20 protein-coding genes are annotated in these 24,284 nt (G+C 63.7%); 13 read left to right on the forward strand and 7 right to left on the reverse strand.

Going from position 1 to position 24,284, the window contains the following annotated elements; translation table 11 throughout:
• Nucleotides 1–11 precede the first annotated feature (11 nt).
• Nucleotides 12–707: a TetR/AcrR family transcriptional regulator gene (locus tag ACBG85_RS28855; protein WP_372025724.1), complete on the reverse strand. Its 696-nt coding sequence runs from the start codon at nucleotides 705–707 to the stop codon at nucleotides 12–14.
• Between the two features lie 134 nt (nucleotides 708–841).
• On the opposite strand from ACBG85_RS28855, the gene ACBG85_RS28860 reads away from it, so the two are divergent.
• On the forward strand, nucleotides 842–1,783 hold the full coding sequence (locus tag ACBG85_RS28860) for an NAD-dependent epimerase/dehydratase family protein (RefSeq protein ID WP_372025726.1): 942 nt from the start codon (nucleotides 842–844) through the stop codon (nucleotides 1,781–1,783).
• 14 nt (nucleotides 1,784–1,797) lie between these two features.
• Here the strand turns inward: ACBG85_RS28860 and ACBG85_RS28865 are convergent, their stop codons facing one another.
• Nucleotides 1,798–2,955, reverse strand: a complete 1,158-nt coding sequence (locus tag ACBG85_RS28865) for a hypothetical protein (protein WP_234551185.1) — start codon at nucleotides 2,953–2,955, stop codon at nucleotides 1,798–1,800.
• A gap of 60 nt (nucleotides 2,956–3,015) precedes the next feature.
• Between ACBG85_RS28865 and ACBG85_RS28870 the strand changes: the two genes are divergently transcribed.
• The 3 genes from ACBG85_RS28870 to ACBG85_RS28880 are packed head-to-tail and all read left to right on the forward strand — an operon-like array spanning nucleotide 3,016 to nucleotide 6,591.
• On the forward strand, nucleotides 3,016–3,639 hold the full coding sequence (locus ACBG85_RS28870) for a TetR/AcrR family transcriptional regulator (RefSeq protein ID WP_372025728.1): 624 nt from the start codon (nucleotides 3,016–3,018) through the stop codon (nucleotides 3,637–3,639).
• Nucleotides 3,623–5,260: an acyl-CoA dehydrogenase family protein gene (locus ACBG85_RS28875; RefSeq protein ID WP_372025730.1), complete on the forward strand. Its 1,638-nt coding sequence runs from the start codon at nucleotides 3,623–3,625 to the stop codon at nucleotides 5,258–5,260. The genes ACBG85_RS28870 and ACBG85_RS28875 overlap by 17 nt, the downstream gene beginning before the upstream one ends.
• A gap of 23 nt (nucleotides 5,261–5,283) precedes the next feature.
• The gene (locus tag ACBG85_RS28880; RefSeq protein WP_007729119.1) at nucleotides 5,284–6,591 is read left to right on the forward strand and encodes an MFS transporter; all 1,308 of its coding nucleotides are present in this window, start codon (nucleotides 5,284–5,286) and stop codon (nucleotides 6,589–6,591) included.
• Here the strand turns inward: ACBG85_RS28880 and ACBG85_RS28885 are convergent.
• On the reverse strand, nucleotides 6,575–8,026 hold the full coding sequence (locus ACBG85_RS28885; protein ID WP_372025731.1) for a CCA tRNA nucleotidyltransferase: 1,452 nt from the start codon (nucleotides 8,024–8,026) through the stop codon (nucleotides 6,575–6,577). The two genes, ACBG85_RS28880 and ACBG85_RS28885, sit on opposite strands and share 17 nt — an antisense overlap.
• Nucleotides 8,027–8,137: 111 nt before the next feature.
• Between ACBG85_RS28885 and ACBG85_RS28890 the strand changes: the two genes are divergently transcribed.
• From ACBG85_RS28890 to ACBG85_RS28910, 5 genes are read left to right on the forward strand one after another with little or no spacing between them, the layout of a single operon-like run.
• A complete protein-coding gene (locus ACBG85_RS28890) occupies nucleotides 8,138–8,710 on the forward strand; it encodes an NUDIX hydrolase (RefSeq protein WP_030537486.1) in 573 nt (190 codons plus the stop codon).
• Entirely contained in the window at nucleotides 8,707–11,061 is a 2,355-nt protein-coding gene (locus tag ACBG85_RS28895) for a DUF6049 family protein (RefSeq protein ID WP_372025733.1), read from the forward strand. Before ACBG85_RS28890 ends, ACBG85_RS28895 begins: the two co-directional genes overlap by 4 nt.
• Complete coding sequence (locus tag ACBG85_RS28900; RefSeq protein WP_341513909.1) at nucleotides 11,058–15,077, forward strand: lipid II flippase MurJ; 4,020 nt, start codon at nucleotides 11,058–11,060, stop codon at nucleotides 15,075–15,077. The genes ACBG85_RS28895 and ACBG85_RS28900 overlap by 4 nt, the downstream gene beginning before the upstream one ends.
• A gap of 47 nt (nucleotides 15,078–15,124) precedes the next feature.
• Nucleotides 15,125–15,751, forward strand: coding sequence for an RNA polymerase sigma factor SigM (gene sigM / locus ACBG85_RS28905; RefSeq protein ID WP_074447119.1), 627 nt, complete (start codon nucleotides 15,125–15,127; stop codon nucleotides 15,749–15,751).
• 53 nt (nucleotides 15,752–15,804) lie between these two features.
• On the forward strand, nucleotides 15,805–16,521 hold the full coding sequence (locus ACBG85_RS28910) for a hypothetical protein (RefSeq protein ID WP_063315345.1): 717 nt from the start codon (nucleotides 15,805–15,807) through the stop codon (nucleotides 16,519–16,521).
• A gap of 9 nt (nucleotides 16,522–16,530) precedes the next feature.
• On the opposite strand, the gene ACBG85_RS28915 is transcribed toward ACBG85_RS28910, so the two are convergent.
• The gene (locus ACBG85_RS28915) at nucleotides 16,531–17,097 is read right to left on the reverse strand and encodes a helix-turn-helix domain-containing protein (RefSeq protein WP_003942539.1); all 567 of its coding nucleotides are present in this window, start codon (nucleotides 17,095–17,097) and stop codon (nucleotides 16,531–16,533) included.
• Between the two features lie 98 nt (nucleotides 17,098–17,195).
• Here ACBG85_RS28915 and nox point away from each other — a divergent pair, with 98 nt between their 5' ends.
• The 4 genes from nox to ACBG85_RS28935 all read left to right on the forward strand — a co-directional run bounded on the left by nox (nucleotide 17,196) and on the right by ACBG85_RS28935 (nucleotide 21,227).
• Complete coding sequence (gene nox, locus ACBG85_RS28920) at nucleotides 17,196–18,407, forward strand: 4,4'-dithiodibutanoate disulfide reductase (RefSeq protein WP_338926858.1); 1,212 nt, start codon at nucleotides 17,196–17,198, stop codon at nucleotides 18,405–18,407.
• A 131-nt stretch (nucleotides 18,408–18,538) separates the two neighbouring features.
• Nucleotides 18,539–19,546 carry a thioredoxin-disulfide reductase gene (gene trxB, locus ACBG85_RS28925; RefSeq protein WP_372025737.1) on the forward strand — a complete coding sequence of 336 codons (1,008 nt, stop codon included), beginning with the start codon at nucleotides 18,539–18,541 and terminating at the stop codon, nucleotides 19,544–19,546.
• A 38-nt stretch (nucleotides 19,547–19,584) separates the two neighbouring features.
• A complete protein-coding gene (gene trxA / locus ACBG85_RS28930; protein WP_003942530.1) occupies nucleotides 19,585–19,908 on the forward strand; it encodes a thioredoxin in 324 nt (107 codons plus the stop codon).
• A gap of 128 nt (nucleotides 19,909–20,036) precedes the next feature.
• The gene (locus ACBG85_RS28935) at nucleotides 20,037–21,227 is read left to right on the forward strand and encodes an N-acetylmuramoyl-L-alanine amidase (protein ID WP_003942558.1); all 1,191 of its coding nucleotides are present in this window, start codon (nucleotides 20,037–20,039) and stop codon (nucleotides 21,225–21,227) included.
• Between the two features lie 20 nt (nucleotides 21,228–21,247).
• Here ACBG85_RS28935 and ACBG85_RS28940 read toward each other — a convergent pair whose 3' ends face one another.
• The 3 genes from ACBG85_RS28940 to ACBG85_RS28950 form a co-directional block, all read right to left on the reverse strand.
• Nucleotides 21,248–21,931, reverse strand: a complete 684-nt coding sequence (locus ACBG85_RS28940) for a hypothetical protein (RefSeq protein ID WP_003942495.1) — start codon at nucleotides 21,929–21,931, stop codon at nucleotides 21,248–21,250.
• A gap of 255 nt (nucleotides 21,932–22,186) precedes the next feature.
• The gene (locus ACBG85_RS28945) at nucleotides 22,187–23,227 is read right to left on the reverse strand and encodes a ParB/RepB/Spo0J family partition protein (protein WP_054188731.1); all 1,041 of its coding nucleotides are present in this window, start codon (nucleotides 23,225–23,227) and stop codon (nucleotides 22,187–22,189) included.
• A gap of 1 nt (nucleotide 23,228) precedes the next feature.
• Nucleotides 23,229–24,230: a ParA family protein gene (locus tag ACBG85_RS28950; protein ID WP_003942510.1), complete on the reverse strand. Its 1,002-nt coding sequence runs from the start codon at nucleotides 24,228–24,230 to the stop codon at nucleotides 23,229–23,231.
• Nucleotides 24,231–24,284: the final 54 nt, after the last annotated feature.

The raw sequence follows: 24,284 nt of genomic DNA on the forward strand, positions 1-24,284 counted from the left end.
CACAAGCGTGTTCAGGTCAGACCCGCCACATCGGCAAGTAGTGCCAAATGCCGCTCGAAAATCTCGCTCGCGTCGGTGAACGTATCGCTTCCGTACTGCCCGAACACCTCGAAGTTCACCGAACCGAACAGCGATACCCAGACGAGAGTTGCGCGCACCGCGGCATCCGGCGGCAGGTCCGTACCCAGTTCATTCCGCACTCCCTCGAGGTCCGCTGCCAACGTGTCACTCAGGCCCGGACCCTCTCGCACCGTCAGTGAACCCGCGCGATGGGCGGCGTCGATGATCCCGATCAGCGCGGTCACGACGAGGGTGCCGGGGCCGGTGGTCTGCTCGCCCGGAGCGTCGTAGCCGGGGACGGGGCTGCCGAACAACAGACCGTAGCGGGCCGGCTCCCGGATCGCCCAGCTCCGAACGGCGCGCCCGAGAGCAATGAACTGTCCGCGAAAATCCTCTGCTGCAACGGCATTCACGGCGGCGTCCACTTCCGCGCCCAGTTCCGTGTACCCGTCGACCACCAGCAAGGTCAGCAGTTCGTCCCGACTGGCGACATAGCGGTATACCGCTGAGGACACGACTCCCAGGTCACGCGCGACGGCCCGCAGAGACAAAGCGGCAGCGCCGACGGCAGCAAGATGCTCGCGTCCGATACGGGTGATGTCCTGCAGCGTCTGTTCGCGCGCCCGCTCACGGGGAGTTCCAACCATGAGTCCATCTTGCCCCATTCCCGAGAGCAATATCAACAAAAGAGAGCACTGCTCTTGACATCGCTCGGGTGCAGGTGCATTCTTGAAAACGAGAGCAGTGCTCTCAGTTCACTCGAAACAAGAAGGAGCACACCATGTCGAACCTCGAAATCGTCACCGGAGCAGGACCCGTCGGATCCGCCGTCGCACTACAGCTCGCCGAGCAGGGAATCAACGTCCGGCTCCTGACCAGGTCCGGCAGCGGGCCCGAGCACCCGCTGATCGACCGCCGACGCGTCGACGTCTCGGATTCCGAGGCCCTTCGCTCGGTCAGCGAGGGCGCCACGGCCATCTACCACTGCATCCACGCTGCTTACAACGCAGCCGATTGGGAGCGGGAACTCCCGGCGGCCGAGAAGGTTGTGCTCGACGCGGCCGCATCCATCGGTGCCGTCGTGGTCTTCCCCGAAAGCCTCTACGCCTACAACTCCGACACCCTGATGACCGAATCCGATCCACGCAACGCCACCGGTGGCAAGCGCGGCGTGCGCACCGCGCTGCTGCGTGCTCGCGAGGCCTCTGCAACACCCACCGTCAGCGTCGTGGCCTCGGACTTCTTCGGTCCCCGCGTCCGCACCGCCCACGCGGGCGAGCGCATGGTTCCGAAAGTCATGGCAGGTAAGAAGATTCGTGTCATCGGTTCCGCAGATCAGCCGCACTCCTTCACCTACATCCCCGATCTCGCAGCAGCGATGATCGCGGCGGCACACAACCCCGAACTTTGGAACTCCGTCCTCCACGCACCCACCGGCCCCGCGCTCACTCAGCGCAAGATCGCCGAGGCCTTCGCCCGCGCCGCCGGGGCATCCCCCGCCAAGGTGGGTGTACTCCCCGCCTGGGTGCTCGACGCCGCCGGCAAGATCAACACCGACAGCCGCGAACTCGCTGAGATGAACTACCAGTTCACCAAGCCGTTCGTCATGGACTCGAGTGCCAGCGAAGTGCTGCTCGGACTCTCGCCGACGCCGCTCGATCAGGCCGCCGAAGCGACCGTCGCGTGGTGGCGCGAGGAACAGGCTCGCACCGCTGCCGCGTGAAGTGGCTGCACACGCTACGCAGGTGCGTACCGCCAGGAAAGTCCGCCGTCACCGAGTCCCGCTACCCAGCCACCACCGAAAGGCCGACCCGTTTCCAGGGAATCTACGAGATCGGCGAGCATCGCGCTGATCGAAGTCCACTGAGGTCCGGCGGCGTCCGCGTTCTCACGGGCATACTCGGTCACACAGCCTGACAGCTCCCCTTGCCTTGTGTCGCAGAATAATTCGTATCCGTCGCGGCAGGCGAAGGTCGTGTAGTCCGGAAGAAACTTTCCGATCGGGGTTCCTGCCGGTTGAGCACGGTCCGACAATGAGGGAACACTCTCCGGGACATCTCGCAGCTCGTACGCTGCCGGGGCTCTGCGGTGATTGGCCAACAGCTCGTCCAGATTGAGCATGTCGTGTTGGGGAAGGAACTGCATCCAGGCGCCGGGGGCGAAGCCGTTCTGGACCGAGTAGAGGTCTTTCAATTCGGTTGGCCATGCGATTCCGCTCAGTGCCTCGACCCGGTCGATTTCCGATTGCGCGGCTCCGGGCGCGAACGCATCCAGTGCTTGCGGAAATCCGTTTTCGGAGAACCAGGCGGCGATCCGTTCCCATTGCCGGCGCACTGATGTTGGTTCGGTCACGCTGTGAGCGTGGATACCCTCAGTCGCTTTCTTTTGCACGCCTCCTGGCCGTGGGGGGATCGTGAGGTGCCTGTCATCGCTGTAGACGTCCCGTACTTCGACCTTGTCGCCTGACTTGAAGAGATGAATCGGCTCGAATTCCGCGACGGGCCAGATCTGGATGAAAGCTTCAGGGTCGGCTTGATCAAAGTCCCTGCCGCGCACCGAGGCTCGGATGCGGTAGAGGCCAATCGGTAGGCGCTCGAGGAATCCGAACTCGTGGACCCGTTCGCCTGTCAATCGAAGTGGTGGTAGACCAGCGACAACGCTCTCGAGCGTGCCTTCTTCGATGGTCTCCCAATCATCGAGAGCGGGAATTCCCGGGTCCACATCCAGCGTGTCGACGGTGATCCGGACCGGGCCGGCGGTCGAACTCAACGCCAAGCGAGCGACAACGGGACTCAACCCGATGACCTTGCCGTAAGTGTGGACATACGGTTCACGAGGTCGCGGACCGAGAACCAGAACCGGAACTTCGAAATCGACTTTCGCCGTGGTAGCCATGTCGTCATTCTCCAGCAGTCAGCCTTGACGCAAGAACGGAACGGGTGTTCACTTCTTCACATGGCCTATCGCCGCACTCCGGCAGTACAGGAAAGATTGGACGCCCAACGCGCCCGACTGCTCGAGGCCGCCACGACGGCAGTGGCAACTCACGGCTATGCGGGATGTTCCATCGCCGCGGTGGCCAAGAACGCCGGCGTCGGCACCGGGACGCTGTATCGACATTTCGACGGCAAGGGCGAATTGTTCGCCGAAGTGTTCCAATCAGTCTGCAGCCGTGAGGTATCCGCAGCTCGGGACGCCGGAGACAGCGCCCGACATCTGGAAGGCAACCACCGCTCCGCTGTATCAGCGTCAGTTCGGACCTTCGCCGAACGTGCCATGCGCGCACCGGTTCTCGCCTATGCACTGCTGGTGGAACCGGTAGATCCTCTCGTCGACGAACAGCGGTTGATGTTTCGCGAATCGTTCCGCGATTGCATCGCCACCGCAATTCGCTCAGCAGTCGAATCCGGTGAGATACCGCCACAGGACGCCACTCTGACGGCAGCGTGCATCGTCGGGGCAATCGGCGAGGCCCTGATCCTTCCACTGCGCGGCGGCACCACCGATCCCGCTGCGATCGACGCCATTCTCGCCTTCACCCTTCGATCGTTAGGGAGCTTCGATGACACCCACGCATGAAGTCACCAATCAGGTTCCGCCCCTGATCGATTACGACGCAGCCGAATACGCGCCGATCCTCGAGGCACTACACCGCGAAGGAGCATCGGACGCACTCGAGGGGGTTCATCGCGTCGGGATCCGCGCCGGAAGCGCGCAGGCCCAGGAGTGGGGCGATCTGGCCGAGGAGCACCCACCCGTCCTGAGAACCCACGATCGCTACGGCAACCGTATCGACGAGGTCCGTTACGACCCCGCCTATCACCAACTCATGAGCACCGCAGTGGAATTGGGACTGCACGGCGCTCCGTGGGTTGACCCGAATCCACACGCACACCTCGTCCGCGCCGCGAAGATGGCCGTGTGGGGTCAAACCGACGCCGGTCACGGCTGTCCCATCTCCATGACGTACGCCGTGATCCCCGCGCTGCGGCACAACGCGGATCTGGCCGCGCAGTACGAACCCCTCCTGACCACGCGGCACTACGATTCGGCGCTGAAAGCTCCCCTCACCAAACCCGGATTGATCGCCGGTATGTCGATGACGGAAAAACAGGGCGGTTCGGATGTTCGTGCCGGAACCACAAGGGCAGTGCCACAATCCGACGGCAGCTACCTGCTGACGGGCCACAAGTGGTTCACCTCCGCGCCGATGTCGGACGTGTTCCTCGTCCTCGCCCAGGCACCTGGTGGCCTGTCGTGCTTCTTCCTGCCTCGGGTCCTGCCGGACGGCTCGCTCAACAACATGTACCTGCAGCGTCTGAAGGACAAGTTGGGCAATCATTCCAACGCGAGCAGTGAGGTCGAGTACCTCGACGCTCTCGCATGGATGGTCGGCGAGGAAGGCCGGGGCGTGCGCACCATCATCGAGATGGTCAACATGACCCGGTTGGACTGCACGATCGGCACGGCCACCGGCATGCGCGTCGGCACCATGCAGGCAGTTCACCACGCGACGCATCGAAGTGCTTTCGGCGCCAACCTGATCGACCAACCCTTGATGCGAAACGTTCTGGCAGATCTGGCGGTGGAATCGGAAGCGTCGACCACCGTCGCGATGTGGCTGGCCGCTCTGACCGACCGCGCAACCGCAGGCGATGCCCACGCCAGCGCACTACGACGCATTTCGTTGGCCGTGAGTAAGTACTTCGTCTGCAAGCGCGGACCGATCCACGCTGCCGAGGCACTCGAGTGTCTGGGCGGAAACGGATACGTGGAGGAATCCCGGATGCCGCGCCTCTATCGCGAGGCTCCGCTGCTTTCGGTGTGGGAGGGTTCCGGCAACGTCGCGGCGCTCGACACACTGCGGGCGATGGCCAAGCAACCCGAAACACTGCAGGTGTTCTTCGACGAGCTGAAACGAGCCAGTGGAGTGGACGGCCACTTCGATCAGGCCGTGCGGGATCTCCAGGTGGCATTCGGCGATTTCGACGACATCGAATACCGGGCACGAAAGATCGTCGGCGACATGGCGCTCGCTCTGCAGGCCTCGCTGTTGCTCCGCTACGGGCACCCCGCGGTGGCCGACGCGTTCTGCGCGAGTCGGCTCGGAAACAGCTGGGGGAGTGTGTTCGGAACGCTGCCGAGGGGCGTCGACGTCGCGCCGATCCTCGAGCGGGCCACCGTCAAGATCGGCGCCTGACCCACCCACTACAGTTTCCGCTTATGAACCGAGCCTCGAACCGCCGCGAGGCCTGGCAGCGCGTACTGCACACCCTGCGTGAATCACCCGGCCTCGGAAGGCTGGCGCTCGTCCGCTTTTCCAGCCAGTTCGGCGACGGAATGTTCCAGGCCGCGCTCGGCGGCGCAATCCTCTTCAACCCGGAACGCGAAACCGATCCGGTGGCGATAGCGGCCGGCTTTGCCGTACTGCTCCTTCCTTATTCGGTGATCGGCCCCTTTGCCGGCGCTCTGCTGGATCGTTGGGACCGCCGCCTGGTGCTCCTGTGGGCGAGCGTGCTCCGCGGGCTCTTCATCCTGACCACTGCGGTGCTGTTGGTCGCCGGCGGCGGTGACACTCTGTTGTTGACCTGTGCGCTTGCTGCAATCGGAGTCAGTCGCTTCGTCGGGGCAGGCGTATCCGCAGCCCTGCCGAAGGTCGTCCGACAATCGTGGCTGGTGGCAACCAATTCCGTTCTCACAACAGCTGGTTCGGTGGTAGCCGCTCTTGGTGCTTCGGCAGCGGTGGCGATCATCGGCATGATCGGCGCGGGGGATCGAGCGTCAGGCGCCGCCGTGGCCATCGCAGCACTGGGATCGGTGATCGCGGCCCTCGCCGCGGCCAGGTTCACGGCCCGCTCACTTGGTCCGGTCGCCGACGAAGTGGTCCGCGCCAGTGCCGTCCGTTCGGTGACGGCCGGACTGCGCACCGGGGCAACCGCTGTCTGGGAGGCGCCCGGCGTCACCACGGCGATGATCGGAATCGGAGCGCACCGCATCTGCTTCGGCATCAACACCCTCATCATGGTGCTGGTCCTACGCGACACCTCGAACGGCTCCCAATTACCCGGAGGGATGGCCGGATTCGGCGTCGCCGTCGGCGCCACGGCAATCGGAATGCTGATCGCGGCATTGATCACACCGTTCCTCATCCCGCGGATCGGTCGCTCACGGACGATCACCTACGCCCTGGTGTGCGCGGTTCTCGTCCAGCTCGTCTTCGTGACCACGCTGACTCAGGGGTCGCTGCTGATCGCCGCTTTCCTGCTCGGCATCGCCGGCCAGTCCGTGAAACTCAGCGGCGACGCGGCCATGCAGATCGACATCGACGACGACCGTCGTGGTCAGGTATTCGCCCTGCAGGACACCGTGTTCAACGTCGCGTTCATCGGTGCGATCGCGGCAGCGTCGACGGTGATCGCACCCGACGGCAAGAGCGTCGGCCTGGCCGTTGCGGGTGCGGGTGTCTATGCCGCCGGATTGTCAGCGGTGCTGATCAACCGCAAGAAACGAGAAACTAGCCCTGCTGGGTAGCCCACCACTTCAGCAGTTCGGCCTCGGCCTCGTCACGCTCGAGCGGGCCGCGATCCAGACGTAATTCCTTGAGGAACGTCCATGCCTTGCCCACCTGCGGGCCGGCCGGGATGTTCAGCAGCTCCATGATGGCGTTGCCGTCGAGGTCCGGACGCACCCGAGCGAGGTCTTCCTGCTCCGCGATGCGCGCGATCCGCTCTTCGATGTCGTCGTACGTGGCCTGCAGCTGCGCGGCGCGACGCTTGTTGCGTGTGGTGCAGTCGGCCCGCACGAGCTTGTGCAAGCGGGGGAGCAGCTCGCCCGCGTCGGTGACGTACCGCCGCACCGCCGAGTCGGTCCACTGTCCCTTGCCGTAGCCGTGAAAACGCAAGTGCAGGAACACGAGCTGCGAGACGTCGTCGACCATCTGCTTCGAGAACTTCAGTGCCCGCATGCGCTTGCGCACCAGCTTGGCGCCAACCACCTCGTGGTGGTGGAAGCTGACCCCACCGCCAGGCTCGTTACGCTTGGTATCCGGCTTTCCGATGTCGTGAAGCAGTGCTGCCCAACGCAATACGAGGTCCGGATCGCCTTCTTCGAGATCGATCGCCTGCTGGAGCACCGTGAGGGAGTGCTGGTAGACGTCCTTGTGCTGGTGATGCTCGTCGATCTCGAGCTTCATCTGCGGAACCTCGGGCAGCACGTATGCAGCCAGTCCGGAGTCGACCATCATGTTGATGCCGTCCACCGGGTACATGCCCAGAATCAGTTTGTTCAGCTCCACCTGCACACGCTCGGCGGTGATTCGCTCGATCTGCGACGCCATCTCCTTGATGGCCTCGAAAACACGATTGTTCAACGTGAAACCAAGCTGCGAGACGAACCGGGCAGCACGCAGCATCCGCAGCGGATCGTCGTTGAACGAGTTTTCCGGCGCCGACGGCGTATCTAGCTCTCCGGCCAACAGCGCGTCCATGCCGTTCAGCGGATCGACAAAAGTGTAGGAACCGTCCGCGCCGATCTTCATCGCCATCGCGTTGACGGTGAAATCGCGGCGCACCAGATCGTCGGCCAACGTCGTGCCGTACTCGACTATCGGATTACGAGAGACGCGATCGTAAGCGTCGGCCCGGAAGGTCGTGATCTCGATCTCCTGACCGTGCTTGATGGCGCTGATGGTCCCGAACTCGATGCCCGTGTCCCACTGCTTGTCCACCCAGCCCTTGAGCAGAGCCTGAACCTTCTCCGGCCTGGCGTCCGTCGTGAAGTCCAGATCGCCACTGAAGCGGCCGAGGATCGCGTCGCGAACACTGCCACCCACCAGGAACAGCTCGTGACCGGCCGCAGCAAAACGCTCACCGAGCGGGTTCAACACGTCGGACAACGTGCCGAGCGTTGCAGTGGCGTCGGCAAGCAGTCGTAGGCGGCGATCAGCGTCGGAGGTAGGGACAGTCACGTGAAAGGAGCTTACTTAAGGTGCGCAAATAGCAGAACGCGCATACGAACGCGATAGACCGCTTTGCGCGGGTTACCGGGCAACGCTGCAACGCCAACTAGTATCGATGAGGTGTCTGGTGCCGAACGAACAAACAGGAGTCGCCGCAACCCGCGGCGTCGACCTGCCGTCGGCAACCCCGATAAACCTTTGATGCGAACCGTCCGTGAAACTTCTGCGGGCGGCTTGGTCGTCGACGGCTGGGGCGGACCTCCCGAACGCCTCTGCGCTGCACTGATCGGCCGAACCGACCGCCGCGGACGCCTGCTCTGGTCGCTACCCAAGGGCCATATCGAGCAGGGTGAGACCGCCGAGCAGACCGCGATGCGTGAGGTCGAAGAAGAAACCGGTATCCAGGGAACCGTCCTGGCACCGCTGGGCAGCATCGACTACTGGTTCGTGACCGAAGGTCGACGCGTCCACAAGACCGTGCACCACTATCTCCTCCGCTTTCTCGGCGGTGAACTCTCCGACGAGGACATCGAGGTCACCGAAGTCGCCTGGGTGCCGCTGACGGAATTGCACTCGCGCCTCGCATACGCCGACGAGCGCAAACTCGCAGAACTCGCGTCCCAGATGATCGCCGAGATGCCGCGAACGGAAATACGGCAAGAACAGCGCCCGAAGGAACCGGACGCCGGATGAGAATGGCTCTGCGGCGGGCCGGTGTGGCCGCTTTGGTGATGGCCGCTGTCGGTTTCGGGCCTGCAACGACGGCCGTCGCAGGTGCAGCGCCGTCCAGCCAGCCCAGTGAGCGCGCCCCGGCGCGAAACACCAACGATGCCAAATTTCTGCAGCTGACAATCGACTCCACCGCACCGACCACGGTGACGACCACCAGCGACCGCAACGTCGTGGTCAAGGGCACGGTGAAGAACGTCGGTGATCGTCCCGTCGAGGACGTCGGCGTGAGGTTGCAACGTGCTCCCGCGATCGACTCCAGTTCGGACGTGCGCGCCGCACTCGACTTCGACCAGGCCGTTTTCGACACGGTCGGCGAATTCGACACCGTTGCCACCACCCTCGACACCGGCCAGTCCAAGCAGTTCACGCTCACCTTGCCGTTGCGGAGCACTACCGGGTTGTCTCTCGACATCACCGAACCGGGCGTCTACCCGATGCTCGTCAACGTGAACGGCACCCCGGAGTACGGCGGTGCCGCCCGACTCGACGACGCACGCTTCCTGCTCCCCGTCCTCGGTGTGCCGGCCGCAGCCGAATCGAACGCCACAGCCGGAACCCCCAGTTCGTCCGCCACGGCGGTCGTTCCCCCCGACACGTCCGCCCCGATCGGCGTCACGCTCATGTGGCCGCTGGCCGACGCGCCACGACTCGTCGGCGGAATCCCCGGCGCGGTCAACGAGCCCGTACGCCTGATCGACGACGAACTTGCCACCGAACTTTCCGACGGCGGCCGTCTGGACGCGTTGGTCGATGCGGTGGAGAACGCCACCAAGCCCGAGAGCGACACCGATCGCCGCGTCACGGATGCGCTCTGCCTGGCAATCGACCCCGACCTTCTGATCACCGTCGAGAACATGACTCGCGGATACCTCGTGGCCGACAACTCGTCCGACCCCACCGGGCCGTCGCACGAAGGCCGCGGCAGCGACGCCGCCAACCAGTGGCTCGGCCGGGTGAAGACCCTCGCGTCCTCGATGTGCACGACGGCGGTTCCGTTCGCCCAGGCCGATCTCGCCGCGGTCACCTCGGTGGCCAATCCGGAGTTGACGGCTACCGCGCTCACACGGCCGGCGGACATCGTCGACAACATCCTCGGCGTGACCTCACTGCGAGATTTCGTCTGGCCGGATTCGGGTGTCCTCGACTCGGCCACCGCAGAGGTGCTGAGCGTGAATCCCACCACAGCGATGGTGGCTGACACCTCCGTCGACTCGGCAGCCCCGCAACTGTCGTCGCGGATAACCGGCTCACTCGACGCGCTTGCCTTCGACACCTCGGCGGCAGCAGCGTTGTCCGCCACCGGCTCGGAACCGCAGGTCCCGTCGTACATCCCCGACGACACCGCGCCGACCATCGACATCGAATCGCGCAGCGCCCGGCGTCAGGACGCGCTGGGGGCGATGGCCTGGGCCGCGCTGACGCCGACGTCGCTGCCGCGCAATCAGATCTTCGCGCCGCCGCAACTGTGGACCGCCGACAGCAACGACGCCACGGCGGTGCTCTCGATGCTCGCGACCCTCATCCGGTCCGGGCTCGCCTCACCTCAGGCCCTGCCGGCACTGCTCGGCAGGCAACCGGGCGCGACGGACGCCGCCACTCTCGACTACCCGGACCGGGCTACCCAGGACGGTCCGCAAACGTCCGTCGTCGAGACCGCAACCACCCAACTTCCGCGTATCGACGGGCTCGAAGCTTCGCTCGTGGACGATCCGGCGGCTTCGCTCACCCCCCGGGGATTCACGGCGCCGCTCCGCGAAGATCTACTCCGTTCGATGACCTTGGCCGATCGCCGCAACGTCGACTCCGCTTCGGTCAATCGGGCGGAGCGGGCCGCGACCATCCGCGCCGACAACGTCACCGAAGCCGTCGACGGGATGTACCGGGCCGTCAGTGTGGTGTCTCCGGGCGGCGTCTACACCCTCGCGTCGGGGCAGAGTCCGCTCCTGCTGGTGGCGCGCAACGAACTGCCCATCGCCATCAACGTCGACCTGCGTGTGGAAGCCCCACCCGAGATGCAGATCAGTGACATCGGTCCCAAACAGCTTCCGCCGCGAGGTAGCCGACAGTTGACTGTGCCCGCGGAAATGAACGATTCTCGCAAGCTGGAAGTCAACTTCTCGCTGACCACGACAGATGGCCGCCAATTGGGTACGCCGACCAGCGTGACCGTACGGTCGAATGCGTACGGTCGTCCCCTGGCCGCCGTGACGGCGACAGCGGGAGGGTTGCTGCTGTTCCTGGCAGGGCGACGGCTGTGGCATCGATTCAAGGGTCAGCCGGACCCAGCAGATGAAGGGTACGAACGCTCATGACCGGGAATCCACCCGAGGAGGGTCGCCGCTCGGCGATCACCCGCAAGAGTGCCACGACCCGCTCGCATCCTCGGATGCCACCGTGGGAGCGCGGTTACCCGATCCAGCCGGTCAACCCGGACGCACGTTTCGACGACGCACCCACCATGACCATCCCGGTGATCCGCGACTACCCCCGGTACCGCGAAGCCGAGATGGAATTCGCCGACCGGCAGACGACCACGTCGGACGAGTTCGACACCGACGCCCATGTCCAGGTCGGGGAACGCAAGGAGACGAACTCTCGACTCCTCGCGGCAACGGGTTCCATCGCGATCGCGACGCTGACGAGCCGCATCACGGGATTCGCCAAGCAGTTGATGATCCTGATGGTCCTCGGCCCCGCCATCGCCAGCTCGTTCACCGTCGCCAGCCAGATTCCGAACATGATCGCGGAACTGGTTCTGGGCGCCGTGCTGACCGCCATCGTCGTCCCCGTGCTGGTTCGCGCCGAGCGGGAGGACGCCGATCACGGCGAAGCGTTTGTCCGACGCCTCTTCACGGCGTCGCTCGTTCTACTCGGCATGGCCGCGCTGCTCGCGACCCTGGCAGCACCCGTACTCACCAAATACGTCTTCCTGTCCGAAGACGGCAAGGTCAGCACCGACCTGACCACGGCGCTGTCGTATCTGCTTCTGCCGGCAATCCTGTTCTACGGGCTGTCGGCGCTGTTCACAGCGTTTCTGAACACCAGACAGATCTTCAAGCCCGGAGCCTGGGCTCCCGTACTCAACAATGTCGTCGTCCTCGTGGTGCTCGTGGTCTATCGCCTGACTCCGGGTGAGATCTCGCTTGATCCGGTCTCGATGGGCGATGCAAAGCTGCTTACCCTCGGCATCGGCATCACCATCGGCGTCATCGTGCAGGCAGCCAGCCTGATCCCCGCGCTACGCCGCGAGAAGATCTCGCTCAAGCCGCTGTGGGGTCTCGACGACCGCCTGCGCCAGTTCGGCGGCATGGCCGTCGCCATCGTCTTGTACGTCCTGATCAGCCAGATGGGCATGATCTTCGCGACCAAGATCTCCTCCCACGCCGACGAAGCCGGCCCTGCCATCTACAGCCAGGCCTGGTTGCTCCTGCAGCTCCCGTACGGCGTGCTCGGAGTGACGGTTCTGACGGCGATCATGCCGCGCCTGAGCCGCAACGCTGCTGCCGACGACACCCCGGCCGTCGTGGACGATCTGTCGGTCGCAACGCGTCTGACCATGATCACGCTGGTTCCGATCATCATGTTCCTGACCTTCATGGGTCCGCAGGTCGGTGAAGCGCTCTACGGTTACGGCCGCTTCGGACCCGAACAGGCCGAACGACTCGGCACCGCCGTGAGCTGGTCGGCATTCACGTTGATTCCGTACGCGCTGGTCCTGATCCAACTTCGTGTGTTCTACGCCCGCGAACAGGCCTGGACGCCGACGTGGATCGTTCTCGGCATCACTGCAGTGAAAATCGCTTTCTCGGCGCTCGCTCCGGTCTTCGCATCCAACAGCGATCAGGTCGTGATCCTGCTCGGTGCGGCCAACGGTCTCGGATACATCACCGGCGCCGTCATCGGCGGGTACCTCCTGCACCGCAGCCTCGGAAACCTGCAGATGGCCAACGTGGGCAAGACAGTCTGGTCCGTCGTACTCGCCTCGCTAGCCGGGTCGTTGACCATGCTCGCGGTCGACCGGGTCCTCGGATTCGATCAACTCACCGAGCGTTTCGGCGGACCTGGCTCGATGGTTCGCGTCGCCGTCGGCGGCATCCTGATGCTCGCGATCACCTTCACGATTCTCTACTTCAAGAAGGTTCCGGAAGTCCTGTCGGTAACGGTTGCGGTCTCCCGCAAGATTCGTTCACTGACAGGTCGCGCCGAACCGGACACACGTAACAACACCGACGACGACGTCACCGAGCTGATTCCTGCAATCAGAACGGAATCAAACGAGCAAGAACGACCGGGTGCGCTCCCGTACCCTGGTCATGGGCGTACAGGATCGCAACCCGCGCGTATTCGGGGACGGGCTATCGATGGAGAAGGAGCGAGGGTGAGCGACGACAACGTTTCCGGCAACAAGAGTGCCGGGACTTCTGCCGTGAAAGCGTCCGAACAGAAGTCAACGGCATCGTCGGGCACACCTGCATCCACGAGTTCCTCCGCATCTTCCGGCCAGAAGCCACAGCAGGGTCAGAAGCCACAGCAGCCCGCACAGCGACCGCAGCAGGGCCAAAGCCCGCAGGGTCAGAAGCCGCAGCCGCCGGTGCAGAAGGCCGCTCCGCCGGTACCTCCGGTCAGTGTGTCCAAGACACCTTCGGCGCCCGTGTCGAAGACACCTTCAGCACCTGTCTCGAAGACACCCGCGCCGAAGACGCCTGCTCCGGACAAGAAGGCACCCGAATCTCAGAAGACGGCTGCCGCTCAGACACCGCCCACTGCACCTCGCACACCTGCCGCCGGATCCGCATCACGACCGGCCCAGCGACCGATGCCCCGTGGACCGAAGCTCATCCCGGGCGCATCTGTCGCCGGCGGACGCTACCGTCTGCTCGCGCCGCACGGCGGAACCCGCGGACTGCAGTTCTGGGAAGCTCTCGACGTCAAGCTCGACCGTGAAGTAGCCCTGACGTTCGTCGACGCCGATCAGCGCGGTGACGACGACAGCCAGTCCGGACCGCAGGCAGTTCTCTCACGCACCCTGCGCCTGGGACGAATCAACTCGCCCGGTCTGGCTCGCGTCCTCGACGTCGTCCGCGGAAGCTCGGGCGGCATCGTCGTCGCCGAATGGACTCCCGGCCGTTCGCTGCGTGAGATGGCCGAGACGACGCCGTCGCCGATCGGTGCAGCCCGCGCCATCCGCGCCCTCGCGGCGGCTGCCGAAGCTGCTCACCGCACCGGCGGTGCGCTGTCCATCGATCACCCGGACCGCGTTCGCATCAGCATCAACGGTGACGCCGTACTGGCGTTCCCGGCGACGCTTGCCGACGCCGATTCCACCAGCGACGTCCGCGGTCTCGGCGCCATGCTGTACTCGCTCATCACGGCGCGCTGGCCGCTCGCCGATCCGTCCGCCGGTCCCGTCGGTGGTTTGCTTCCCGCCGGCCGCGGCGCCGACGGGAACATCGTCGAGCCTCGGGTCGTCCGTCCGGAGGTTCCGTTCGACATCTCGGCCGTTGCGGTTCGAGCGTTGCAGTCGGAGAGTGGAATCCGCACTGCTGCCACCGTGCAGCACATCCTCGATCAGGCGTCCGTCGTCAACGACAAGACGGAAATGATTCCGGCACTTCGTCTCGGCCACCGCGAACAGGGTGCGTCGGGTCATGCACTGAACGACCCCGAAGCCATCGAGGCCGAGAAGAAGAAGTCGACGCGGATGCTCGCGGCACTGACGGCGCTCGGTGTCTTCACCGTGATCGTCCTGATTCTCCTTGTGGTGTGGGTAGCGAGCTTCCTCTCGGGTGGCAGTAACGACACCCCGCTCAGCGAGCAGAGTTTCGGACTGACCACCGAAGCCACTGCGCCCGAGAACAATTCACCGGCGCCCGCACCGGCGGCAGCAACCGTTCCGGTAGCTTCCTCGGCCGTAACGGTGTTCTCGCCCCAGGGAACGCCGGATCAGCCGGCAACAGCGAAGAACGCCATCGACGGCAATCCGGCCACCGCATGGTCGTCGGATTCGTACTTCCAGCCGTTCCCGTCGCTGAAGAACGGTGTCGGCCTGATGGTGACGCTTGCCGATGCCGCCAACCTGAAGAACGTTGCGATCACGTCTGATTCGCCGGGAACCGTCGTTGAAATCCGTTCTGCCCCTTCTGCGAATACTTCGCTGGATCAGACCAAGGAAATCGGATCGGGTGTCCTGAAGAACGGCGTGACCGACATTCCAGTCACGTCGGACGGCTCGGGTCAGTATGTCCTGGTTTGGATTACGCAGCTCAGCACCGAATCCGGACAAAACCAGACATCCATCTCGGAGATTGCATTCACTGCCGCAAAGTGATCGCCCTTGGCCCTTCTGAAACCTACCGACTGGGCTAATATCCGCCCGTGCACAGTTATCGGGGGGGCACCGGGGGCGGAGCCGGAAAATTCGAATCCAGAAGTTTCGAGAACAAGAATCTCGAGGCGACGGATTTCGAATTGTTGACTGCTCATGTCGAGGGCGATCGGCATGCGTTCCGTGAACTACTGACCAGGCATCAGGATCATCTGTGGCACGTTGCCCGGCGAACGAGCTACTCGGACGAGGATGCGGCAGACGCTCTCCAGGAGGGTCTGCTGTCCGCGCACCGCAAGGCGGCGAAGTTTCGCGGTGACGCGGCGGTGCGCAGCTGGCTCCACACCATCGTGGTCAATGCCTGCCTCGACCGGATCCGACGCAACAAATCGCGGGCCGCGTTTTCTCTGTCTTCCGAGAATGCGGAGGAACCCCGCGATCACCGCGATTACGCGGCAGGAGTGGACATGAGCCTGACCGTCGAACAGGCACTGGCATCGCTGCCGCCTGAGCAGCGTGCTGCCGTCGTCGCCGTCGATGTCGAGGGGTATCCGGTAGCCGAGGCCGCCGAGAGGTTGGGAGTGCCCGTAGGGACCGTGAAGAGTCGCTGCGCCCGCGCGCGCAAGCGTCTCGCCGCCCAGTTGGAGGACTTTCGCGAAGGCGGGAACCATTCGTGAACCGGCCGCGTCCTATCTTGTAAGGGTCCGCACCGACTGCCGAGGGAGGGTTCATGACAGATCCGTCTGTTCGCGTTCCGTCGCCTCCGTTTTCAGAAGACCTACTCGCAGATCTTCACGCCGGGGTTCTCGATTCCGAAACCAGTGCGGCTCTGTGGCCGGTGGTACACGCAGATCCTGACGCCCATGCATTTGTCACCGCCCTTGACGGCGTCACGGCATCACTCGCGACACTGAACTCGAGCAAGGCCACTCACGAACGGATTCCGAATTCGCTTGCCGAGCGAATCAATTCGGCACTGGATCTACAGTCAGAACAGCTGGAGCCGCCAGCTGAGGCAGCTGTCGTGCCGTTCCGGCGGCGCCCACAAGCGTGGGTTCTCGGTGCCGCAGCAGCCGTGTTGGTAGCCTTCGTGATCGTTGTTGTCGGAACCCGAGATTCCGAACCTGCCGAAAGTGTTGTTGCTCAACCGAGCACACCGGCGACGTCTGCTGTCAACGATCCGGATTCGGCGTCTCTGCTCTCACTCGTCGGATCCAAAAACCTTGGACCACTGGATGATCCATCCAAACTTGCCGGATGCCTACGCGCCAACGGCATCGACGAGCGCCGGCCTTTGCTCGGTTCCGGCGAGATTCGCATCGACGGGGCGCCGGCGATAGTCCTACTCTTCACGGGATCGCAGCCGCGTCAGATCACTGCACTGACTGTCGGCATCAACTGCAGCGACGGGAATCCGAATACGTTGTCGGTCAAGAACATCGGCTGACGTCGACGGTCAGCGCGGCGATGCCGCCGGGAGTAAGAGCTCGAGGATTCTTTCGCGTAGCGCATCTGTATCGTCCTCGACCGCTATCAGACTCGAAAACATCGCTGCCCCGGCCGCCAATACCAGCACGGCCTTGGCATCGAGCAGTGCCGATTCAGGATCTTCGGCGTTCTGAAGGAACAGTTGCGTACTCGGTCCACTGAACCCGCGCCACAATTCGTTGCGCAGGTCGTCGTGGTCGCGCAGGGCCGCCAGCAATCCTGGCGACGCGGCGCGAACCTCGGGACGGGAGAAGAGCTGAGCACTTCCCTCCACCACCCAACGGATCCAGCCGTCGCGATCGGTGCCCTCGAACGGTGTCAGGTCCGGTGTCGCCCCCAGGATCGACCCGAGAACAAGATGTGCCTTCGACGGCCATCGCCGCGACATCGAGGCTCGGCTGACTCCTGCCCGTGCCGCGATCGCCCGGAGACTGAGTTGATCCCAACCGACCTCGAGGAGCATCGCTCGGGTGACCTCGAGGACTGTGTCGTCGATGCGTGGGTCTCGTGGGCGACCTGATCCTGTGGCATTCATCGTGTCGAATTGTCGGACAGATTGGGAGTAAGCGCTATATCGTCGTAGTTACGAGTCCACTGGCATCGTAAAGATCAGGCCGCCGCAGGAAGTTGAAAATGACCACAGCGCCCACACCGTCGATATTCGAACCCGCACGTCTCGGCCCTCTGACCTTGCGCAACCGCATCGTCAAAGCTGCAACGTTCGAGGGCGTCATGCCCCGGGGAGCGGTCTCGGACGATCTGATCAACTTCCACGCCGAGGTGGCCCGCGGCGGGGCCGCGATGACCACTGTCGCCTACTGCGCCGTCTCACCAGGTGGACGAGTCCACCGCGACACCCTTGTCATGGACGAGCGCGCGCTGCCGGGACTACGCAGACTGACCGACGCCGTCCACGCCGAAGGCGCACTTGCTGCGGCGCAGATCGGCCACGCGGGACTGGTCGCCAACACGCTCTCCAACAAGACGAAGACTCTGGCGCCGTCGACCCGGCTGAGTCCGCCCGCGATGGGCCTCGTCAAGGGCGCGACACTCGCCGAACTCGACGGTGTCGTCTCCGACTTCGAACGGACCGCTCGCGTCGCCGTGGACGCAGGATTCGACGCCATCGAGGTCCATCTCGGCCACAACTACCTCCTCAGTTCGTTCATGAGCCCCAATCTGAACAAGCGCCACGATCGATACGGTGGCAGCGTCGCCAAGCGCGCCGAGTATCCGCGTCGAGTCCTCGAAGCGGTGCGACGGGCCGCTGGATCCAGCGTGGCGGTCACCGCGAAATTCAACATGTCCGATGGGGTGCCGAAAGGTCTGTGGCTCGACCAGAGCCTGCCGATCGCCCAGATCCTCGAAGCCGACGGCCATCTGGACGCGATGCAATTGACCGGTGGCAGTTCACTTCTCAACGGAATGTACTTCTTCCGCGGCGAGGTCCCACTGGCTGAGTTTGTCGCCTCCCAACCCAAACTCGTCGGGTACGGGCTGAAGTTCTACGGTCCCAAACTCTTTCCGACGTACCCGTTCGAGGAGGGCTTCTTCCTGCCCTTCGCCCGTCAGTTCCGACAGGCGCTGAGGATGCCACTGATCCTGCTCGGCGGCATCAACCGCGTCGACACCATCGAGCACGCACTGGATGAAGGATTCGAATTCGTCGCCATGGCGCGTGCGCTCCTCAGGGACCCACAACTGGTCAACAAATTCCAAGCCGAGAGCGTCGACGAGGGGTTGTGTATCCACTGCAACAAGTGCATGCCCACCATCTACACCGGCACGCGCTGTGTGGTTCGGGACGCGCTTGTGGTTCGGGAGGCACCGCGCCCCGCCCCGTGAGTCCCGCGCTGTGAGCTGCCGGCTGTGAGCCACTTTCCAGCGGAGTGCGGGAACAACACCCCTTATCCTGGTGTTGATCGGTACGGCTCTCCAAGAAGCGGAGGGTCTGCACTCACTATTGGAAGGCTCGCATGACCACCCAGCTGGAAAACACGCCCGCGGTCCATGACGTCATCATTGTCGGTTCCGGACCGGCCGGATACACCGCTGGTGTCTACACCGCGCGCGCTGAGCTCCAGCCCCTGCTGTTCGAGGGAACCCAGTTCGGTGGCGCCCTCATGACCACCACCGAGGTCGAGAACTTCCCCGGATTCCGCGAAGGAATCATGGGCCCCGACCTGATGGAACAGATGCGTGAGCAGGCACTTCGCTTCGATACCGACATCCGCACCGAGGACGTCGAAGCGATCGATCTCAGCGGCCCGATCAAGACGGTCGTCGCGAACGGCGAAACGTACGCCGCGCACGCGATCATCCTCGCCATGGGCGCGGCAGCCCGTTACCTCGGCATTCCCGGTGAAGAACGCCTCCTCGGCCGCGGCGTCAGCGCCTGCGCCACCTGCGACGGCTTCTTCTTCCGTGACCAGGACATCGTCGTGGTCGGCGGCGGCGACTCCGCGATGGAAGAGGCAACCTTCCTGACCCGCTTCGCTCGCTCGGTCACCCTGGTGCACCGCCGCGAGGAATTCCGCGCCTCACGGATCATGCTCGAGCGCGCCAAGGCCAACGAGAAGATCCGCTTCCTGACCAACGCGGAGCCCGTCGAGGTCCTCGGCGAGAACAGCGTCACCGGGCTCGTCGTTCGTGACACCGTCACGGGTGAGACCTCCACACTCGAGATCACCGGCATGTTCGTCGCCATCGGCCACGACCCGCGCAGTGAGCTCGTCAAGAGCCAGGTCGATCTCGACGACGCCGGATACGTGCGCGTCGCTCCCGGTTCCACCGCGACCTCCGTCGACGGCGTCTTCGCTGCCGGTGACCTGGTCGATCACACGTACCGTCAGGCGATCACCGCTGCCGGCACCGGATGCTCCGCAGCAATCGACGCCGAACGCTGGCTGGCCGACCGCGGCGACATCACCGCCAACACGCTCGACGCTGCCGGCCATACGGTCGACGTCGTCGGCGCTCCCTGATTCATCAAGCTGTCGTACCCAACCCTCGAGGAGTAACAGTGTCGAATACCGTCACCATCACCGACGATTCCTTCAAGCAGGACGTCCTGGGCAGCGACAAGCCCGTTCTGGTCGATTTCTGGGCAACCTGGTGCGGCCCGTGCAAGATGGTCGCCCCGGTCCTCGAGGAGATCGCCGGTGAGAACAGCGAGAAGCTGACCGTCGCGAAGCTCGACATCGACGCCAACCCGGCGGCCGCCCGCGATTTCCAGGTCATGTCGATCCCGACGATGATCCTGTTCAAGGACGGCAAGCCGATCAAGACGATCGTCGGCGCCAAGGGCAAGGCCGCACTGCTCAAGGACCTCGCAGACGTTCTCTGACGGCTGGATGAGCATCGTGGATTCTCGCAATCCACAGAATTTCTGAGATAATCGATCGATGTGCCTGATCGGGTCTACGACCAGGCACATCGATCGAATTCGTTAACCGATCCGAGAGGCTTTCACGCATGCACAGACTCCGACACGGCGATCACGGCCCGGCCGTCGCCGAGATTCGGGGCACATTGACGAAGCTGGGATACCTCCATCACGGAACTTCCGGTATTCGACGTGAAAGCGCCGACGGTGCCCACTGGGTTGCACCCGACGCCATCTTCGATCATCAACTCGACAGCGCCGTTCGCGCCTTCCAGCAGCAGCGTGGGCTCCTTGTCGACGGCATCGTGGGCCCGGCCACCTATCGGTCACTTCGCGAGGCCTCGTACCGCCTGGGCGCCCGTACGTTGATTTACCAGCTTTCTGCGCCGCTGTACGGCGACGACGTCGCAGCTCTGCAGGCCAAATTGCAGGACCTCGGCTTCTACGCAGGTCGGGTCGACGGTTTCTTCGGCCCGCAGACCCACGAATCTCTCTCGTCTTTCCAGCGTGAAATCGGGATTGCCGCCGACGGTATCTGCGGACCGCAGACACTCCGTTCGCTGGAACTTCTGGGAACCCGCGTCACCGGTGGTTCCCCACATGCGATCAGCGAAGAGGAACTGGTGCGGCGCAAGGGCCCGCAACTGGGCGGCAAGCGCATCGTCATCGATCCAGGCCTCGGTGGTCCGTCCACCGGCACCATCGTCAACGGCATCTCCGAAGCCGACATCCTGTGGGATCTGGCTATGCGCCTCGAGGGGCGGATGGCAGCAACCGGGATGGAAACCTTCCTCTCCCGCCCGCACAACGCCGATCCGAGCGAGGCCGAGCGCGCGCTGACGTCCAACGCATTCGACGCCGATCTGATGATCTCCCTGCGCTGCGACAGCAACTCGAGCCCGTCGGCGAACGGCGTCGCGAGTTTCCACTTCGGAAATTCGCACGGTTCGGTCTCGATGATCGGGCAGGTGTTGACCGGTTTCGTTCAGCGCGAGATCGTTGCGCGAACTCCGTTGCGGGACTGCAGAACTCACGGTCGAACGTGGGAGTTGTTGCGCCTGACCAACATGCCGACGGTACAGATCGATCTCGGCTACCTGTCCAACGCGTCCGACGTTGCGGTACTGACGAATCCGCGGATGCGTGACACCATCGCCGAAGCCATCTTGATCTCGGTCAAGCGGCTGTACCTACTGGGTCAAGACGATCAGCCGACCGGCACCTTCACCTTCGCCGAGCTTCTCGCAGAAGAACTTTCGGTAGCCGACCGCATTTCGTAGGTCCTGCGGTCGGCACCTGCTCACACTCTGGCGAGTTCGCTGATCTCCACCATTTCGAGAGCTGCGGCCTTCAGTAGACGGTCGAGGGCTTCTTCGACGTCGACTTTCCATTCGTGATCTCGATTGAGTTCGAGACGAAGGCGCGGATAACGATGGTGCGGTGCCACGACCTCGAAACCGTAGTCCTCGAGGAACTCGGCACTGATCATGCATTCCGCGGGTGAACATTCCAGAGCTGCCGTTGCACTGGCCACGTCGGAAGCTGGCCCCAAGTCGCCGCTACGGATACCGAATGCCTCGAGCGCACGAACTCCTCGTCGAACCAGATCTGTCACGACAGCGGCCAGCAGGCTCGGCCCAAGTTCTTCTTCTATGCCCGAAGGCTCGAGGCGAAGGCTTGTGAGAAGCACTGCGTCCGAGCTGACCGGGCTGGTGGGAAACAGTTGCGCGCGCGGGATCATGCGGGGAGGGGCGTACAACGCACTGCCGAGCGGCTTTCCGTCGCGGACGGCGACCTGTCCGCACGAACCCCACTCGAGCATGACCATCGACAGCCAGGCTTCCTTCTCGAATTCCTGATCACAGAATCCTCGGGCGTCGTGAAGCGCGCCCGGGTCCATCTCCCAGAACACGCATCGGCGCGCATGGGCGGAAAGCTGATCGAGGCTGTCGAGTGTGAGAGAGGTGATGACGTGAGTCGACACTGACTAACTCACTCTCCGTAGGTCCCCGAAGCGGTTTCGATGCTCGCCCGCCGCTTTTCTCTTCTCCAGGATAGGCCAGCTACGACAAGTCGGCAGTGGCACGAGAGTTGATCGCCCTAATGTATTGCTGTTCAACATCTTTCGTCCCGGTTCAAGATTTCGAGAAGCTCGGACCACCTAGATTTGTCACAGTGACGAAAATAGGTGGTGTGCCCGGTCATCATGATTACGTCACCAAACGGGCATCTGAGTTCTCTACTTGGATTTCTGTGCTTCCATCATTCCGACGATGCGTTGTAGGTCGTCGACCGAGCCGAATTCGACCACAATCTTTCCCTTCCGCTTGCCCAGACTGACAGTCACCCGAGTGTCGAACGAGTCCGACAACCGCTCGGCCACATCCTGCAGACCCGGCATCACGATGGGCTTGCGCTTCTGTGGGGGAGCGATCTCATTATCCGCCCGGTTGGCCAGAGTGACTGCTTCCTCCGTCGCGCGAACAGACATTCCTTCCGCGACGATGCGCGCCGCCATGACCTCCTGAGCGTCGGCACCCGCCTCGAGGGACAGCAGTGCGCGAGCATGGCCGGCCGAAAGTACACCGGCCGCAACGCGACGCTGAACCGCCACCGGCAGCTTCAGCAGACGAATCATGTTGGTCACGACGGGACGCGAACGTCCGATCCGATTGGCCAATTCTTCGTGGGTGACTTCGAACTCCTCGAGCAGCTGCTGATACGCCGCTGCCTCCTCGAGGGGGTTCAACTGCACTCGATGGATGTTCTCGAGGAGCGCGTCGCGCAGCATCGAGTCGTCATCTGTTTCACGAATGATCGCCGGAATCTTCTCCAGCCCGGCTTCCTGGCTCGCGCGCCAGCGACGCTCACCCATGACAAGTTGGTACTTGTCACCGTGACGACGGACCACGATCGGCTGCATCAAGCCGAACTCGCGGATCGAGTGAACCAACTCCGCGAGTGCTTCCTCGTCGAAAACGCTGCGAGGCTGCTTCGGGTTCGTCTCGATCAGGCTCGGTTCGATCTCGAGATAGACCGCGCCGGTCGGCTCGAGTTCGGTCTCCGGCTCAGCTTCCACCGGAGCCTTCGCAGCCGACGCCTTGGTGGCTTTCGGCGTTTTCGGGGCCGCTTTGGTCGGTGGGGGAGGGGAGGGGTTGCGCTTGTCGACGCCGATTACGACGTCCGCTGCAGCCGATCCCAGACCCGGCGCCGTGGCCGGCCCAGTGGGGATGAGAGCAGCCAAGCCGCGGCCCAATCCACCTTTGCGTGCTTGACTCATCTCACTGCTCCTGGGTCGTCGTGGTGGCAGAGCGGGCGGCAAGTTCACGGCCGGCGTCGAGGTAACTCATGGCGCCACGTGAACCCGGGTCGTAGTCGAGAACTGTCATCCCGTATCCGGGAGCCTCGGACACCTTCACGCTGCGCGGAATCACAGCGCGCAGAACGGCCTCACCGAAGTGCTTGCGTACTTCTTCGGCGACCTGGTCGGCCAGCTTGGTGCGCCCGTCGTACATCGTCAGAAGGACGGTGGAGACATGCAGATCCGGGTTGAGATGAGCCTGGACGAGTTCGATGTTGCGGAGCAACTGACCGACCCCCTCGAGGGCGTAGTACTCGCACTGGATCGGGATCAGAACTTCCTTGGCAGCGACCATCGCGTTCACGGTCAGCAGTCCCAGCGAGGGCGGGCAGTCGATGAGGACGAAGTCGACGTCAAGCTCTGCGAGCACCTTGTCGTTGAGCGCGCCTTTGAGTCGATTCTCGCGGGCAACCATGGAGACCAATTCGATCTCGGCGCCCGCCAGATCGATCGTTGCCGGGATGCAGAGAAGGCGCTCACTGTGCGGGCTGGTCTGGATCGCCTCCGGGGCCTTCACTTCGCCTATGAGCAGCTCGTAGCTCGACGGGGTGCCCGAGGTATGGACGACGCCCAGAGCGGTGCTGGCGTTGCCCTGAGGGTCCAAATCGACCACAAGGACAGTGAGCCCTTGAAGAGCGAGCGCCGACGCAAGGTTCACCGTGGTCGTCGTCTTGCCGACGCCACCCTTCTGGTTCGCGATGGTGATCACGCGGCGGAACGCCGGCTTCGGCAGCGTAACCGAATGGGGATGAAGCACTTGGCTCGCTCGATGCGCGGCCGCCCCGATGGGGGTCTCCTCCGAGGAGATCGCCGCGTAGGGGGCGGTGAAATTGTCGTCGTCGTTGACGATCTGATCCGCACCCGCACTCGTGTGCTGCTTCGGTGTTTCACGTGAAACGGCGGATTCAGATCGACCCGACATTGACTGCTCCTTCGATTGGGAATCGATCACTAGGTGCTCTCATCATCTGTACAT

The sequence above is a fragment of the Rhodococcus sp. NyZ502 genome, from assembly GCF_041464245.1.
GTDB lineage: Bacteria > Actinomycetota > Actinomycetes > Mycobacteriales > Mycobacteriaceae > Rhodococcus_F > Rhodococcus_F qingshengii.

Excerpts from the sequence above, each read along its gene's own strand:
- ACBG85_RS28855 (WP_372025724.1), bottom strand. The coding sequence starts at position 707 with ATGGTTGGAACTCCCCGTGAGCGGGCGCGCGAACAGACGCTGCAGGAC.
- ACBG85_RS28860 (WP_372025726.1), top strand. The coding sequence starts at position 842 with ATGTCGAACCTCGAAATCGTCACCGGAGCAGGACCCGTCGGATCCGCC.
- ACBG85_RS28865 (WP_234551185.1), bottom strand. The coding sequence starts at position 2,955 with ATGGCTACCACGGCGAAAGTCGATTTCGAAGTTCCGGTTCTGGTTCTC.
- ACBG85_RS28870 (WP_372025728.1), top strand. The coding sequence starts at position 3,016 with ATGGCCTATCGCCGCACTCCGGCAGTACAGGAAAGATTGGACGCCCAA.
- ACBG85_RS28875 (WP_372025730.1), top strand. The coding sequence starts at position 3,623 with ATGACACCCACGCATGAAGTCACCAATCAGGTTCCGCCCCTGATCGAT.
- ACBG85_RS28880 (WP_007729119.1), top strand. The coding sequence starts at position 5,284 with ATGAACCGAGCCTCGAACCGCCGCGAGGCCTGGCAGCGCGTACTGCAC.
- ACBG85_RS28895 (WP_372025733.1), top strand. The coding sequence starts at position 8,707 with ATGAGAATGGCTCTGCGGCGGGCCGGTGTGGCCGCTTTGGTGATGGCC.
- ACBG85_RS28900 (WP_341513909.1), top strand. The coding sequence starts at position 11,058 with ATGACCGGGAATCCACCCGAGGAGGGTCGCCGCTCGGCGATCACCCGC.
- ACBG85_RS28910 (WP_063315345.1), top strand. The coding sequence starts at position 15,805 with ATGACAGATCCGTCTGTTCGCGTTCCGTCGCCTCCGTTTTCAGAAGAC.
- ACBG85_RS28915 (WP_003942539.1), bottom strand. The coding sequence starts at position 17,097 with ATGAATGCCACAGGATCAGGTCGCCCACGAGACCCACGCATCGACGAC.
- nox (WP_338926858.1), top strand. The coding sequence starts at position 17,196 with ATGACCACAGCGCCCACACCGTCGATATTCGAACCCGCACGTCTCGGC.
- trxB (WP_372025737.1), top strand. The coding sequence starts at position 18,539 with ATGACCACCCAGCTGGAAAACACGCCCGCGGTCCATGACGTCATCATT.
- ACBG85_RS28935 (WP_003942558.1), top strand. The coding sequence starts at position 20,037 with ATGCACAGACTCCGACACGGCGATCACGGCCCGGCCGTCGCCGAGATT.
- ACBG85_RS28945 (WP_054188731.1), bottom strand. The coding sequence starts at position 23,227 with ATGAGTCAAGCACGCAAAGGTGGATTGGGCCGCGGCTTGGCTGCTCTC.
- ACBG85_RS28950 (WP_003942510.1), bottom strand. The coding sequence starts at position 24,230 with ATGTCGGGTCGATCTGAATCCGCCGTTTCACGTGAAACACCGAAGCAG.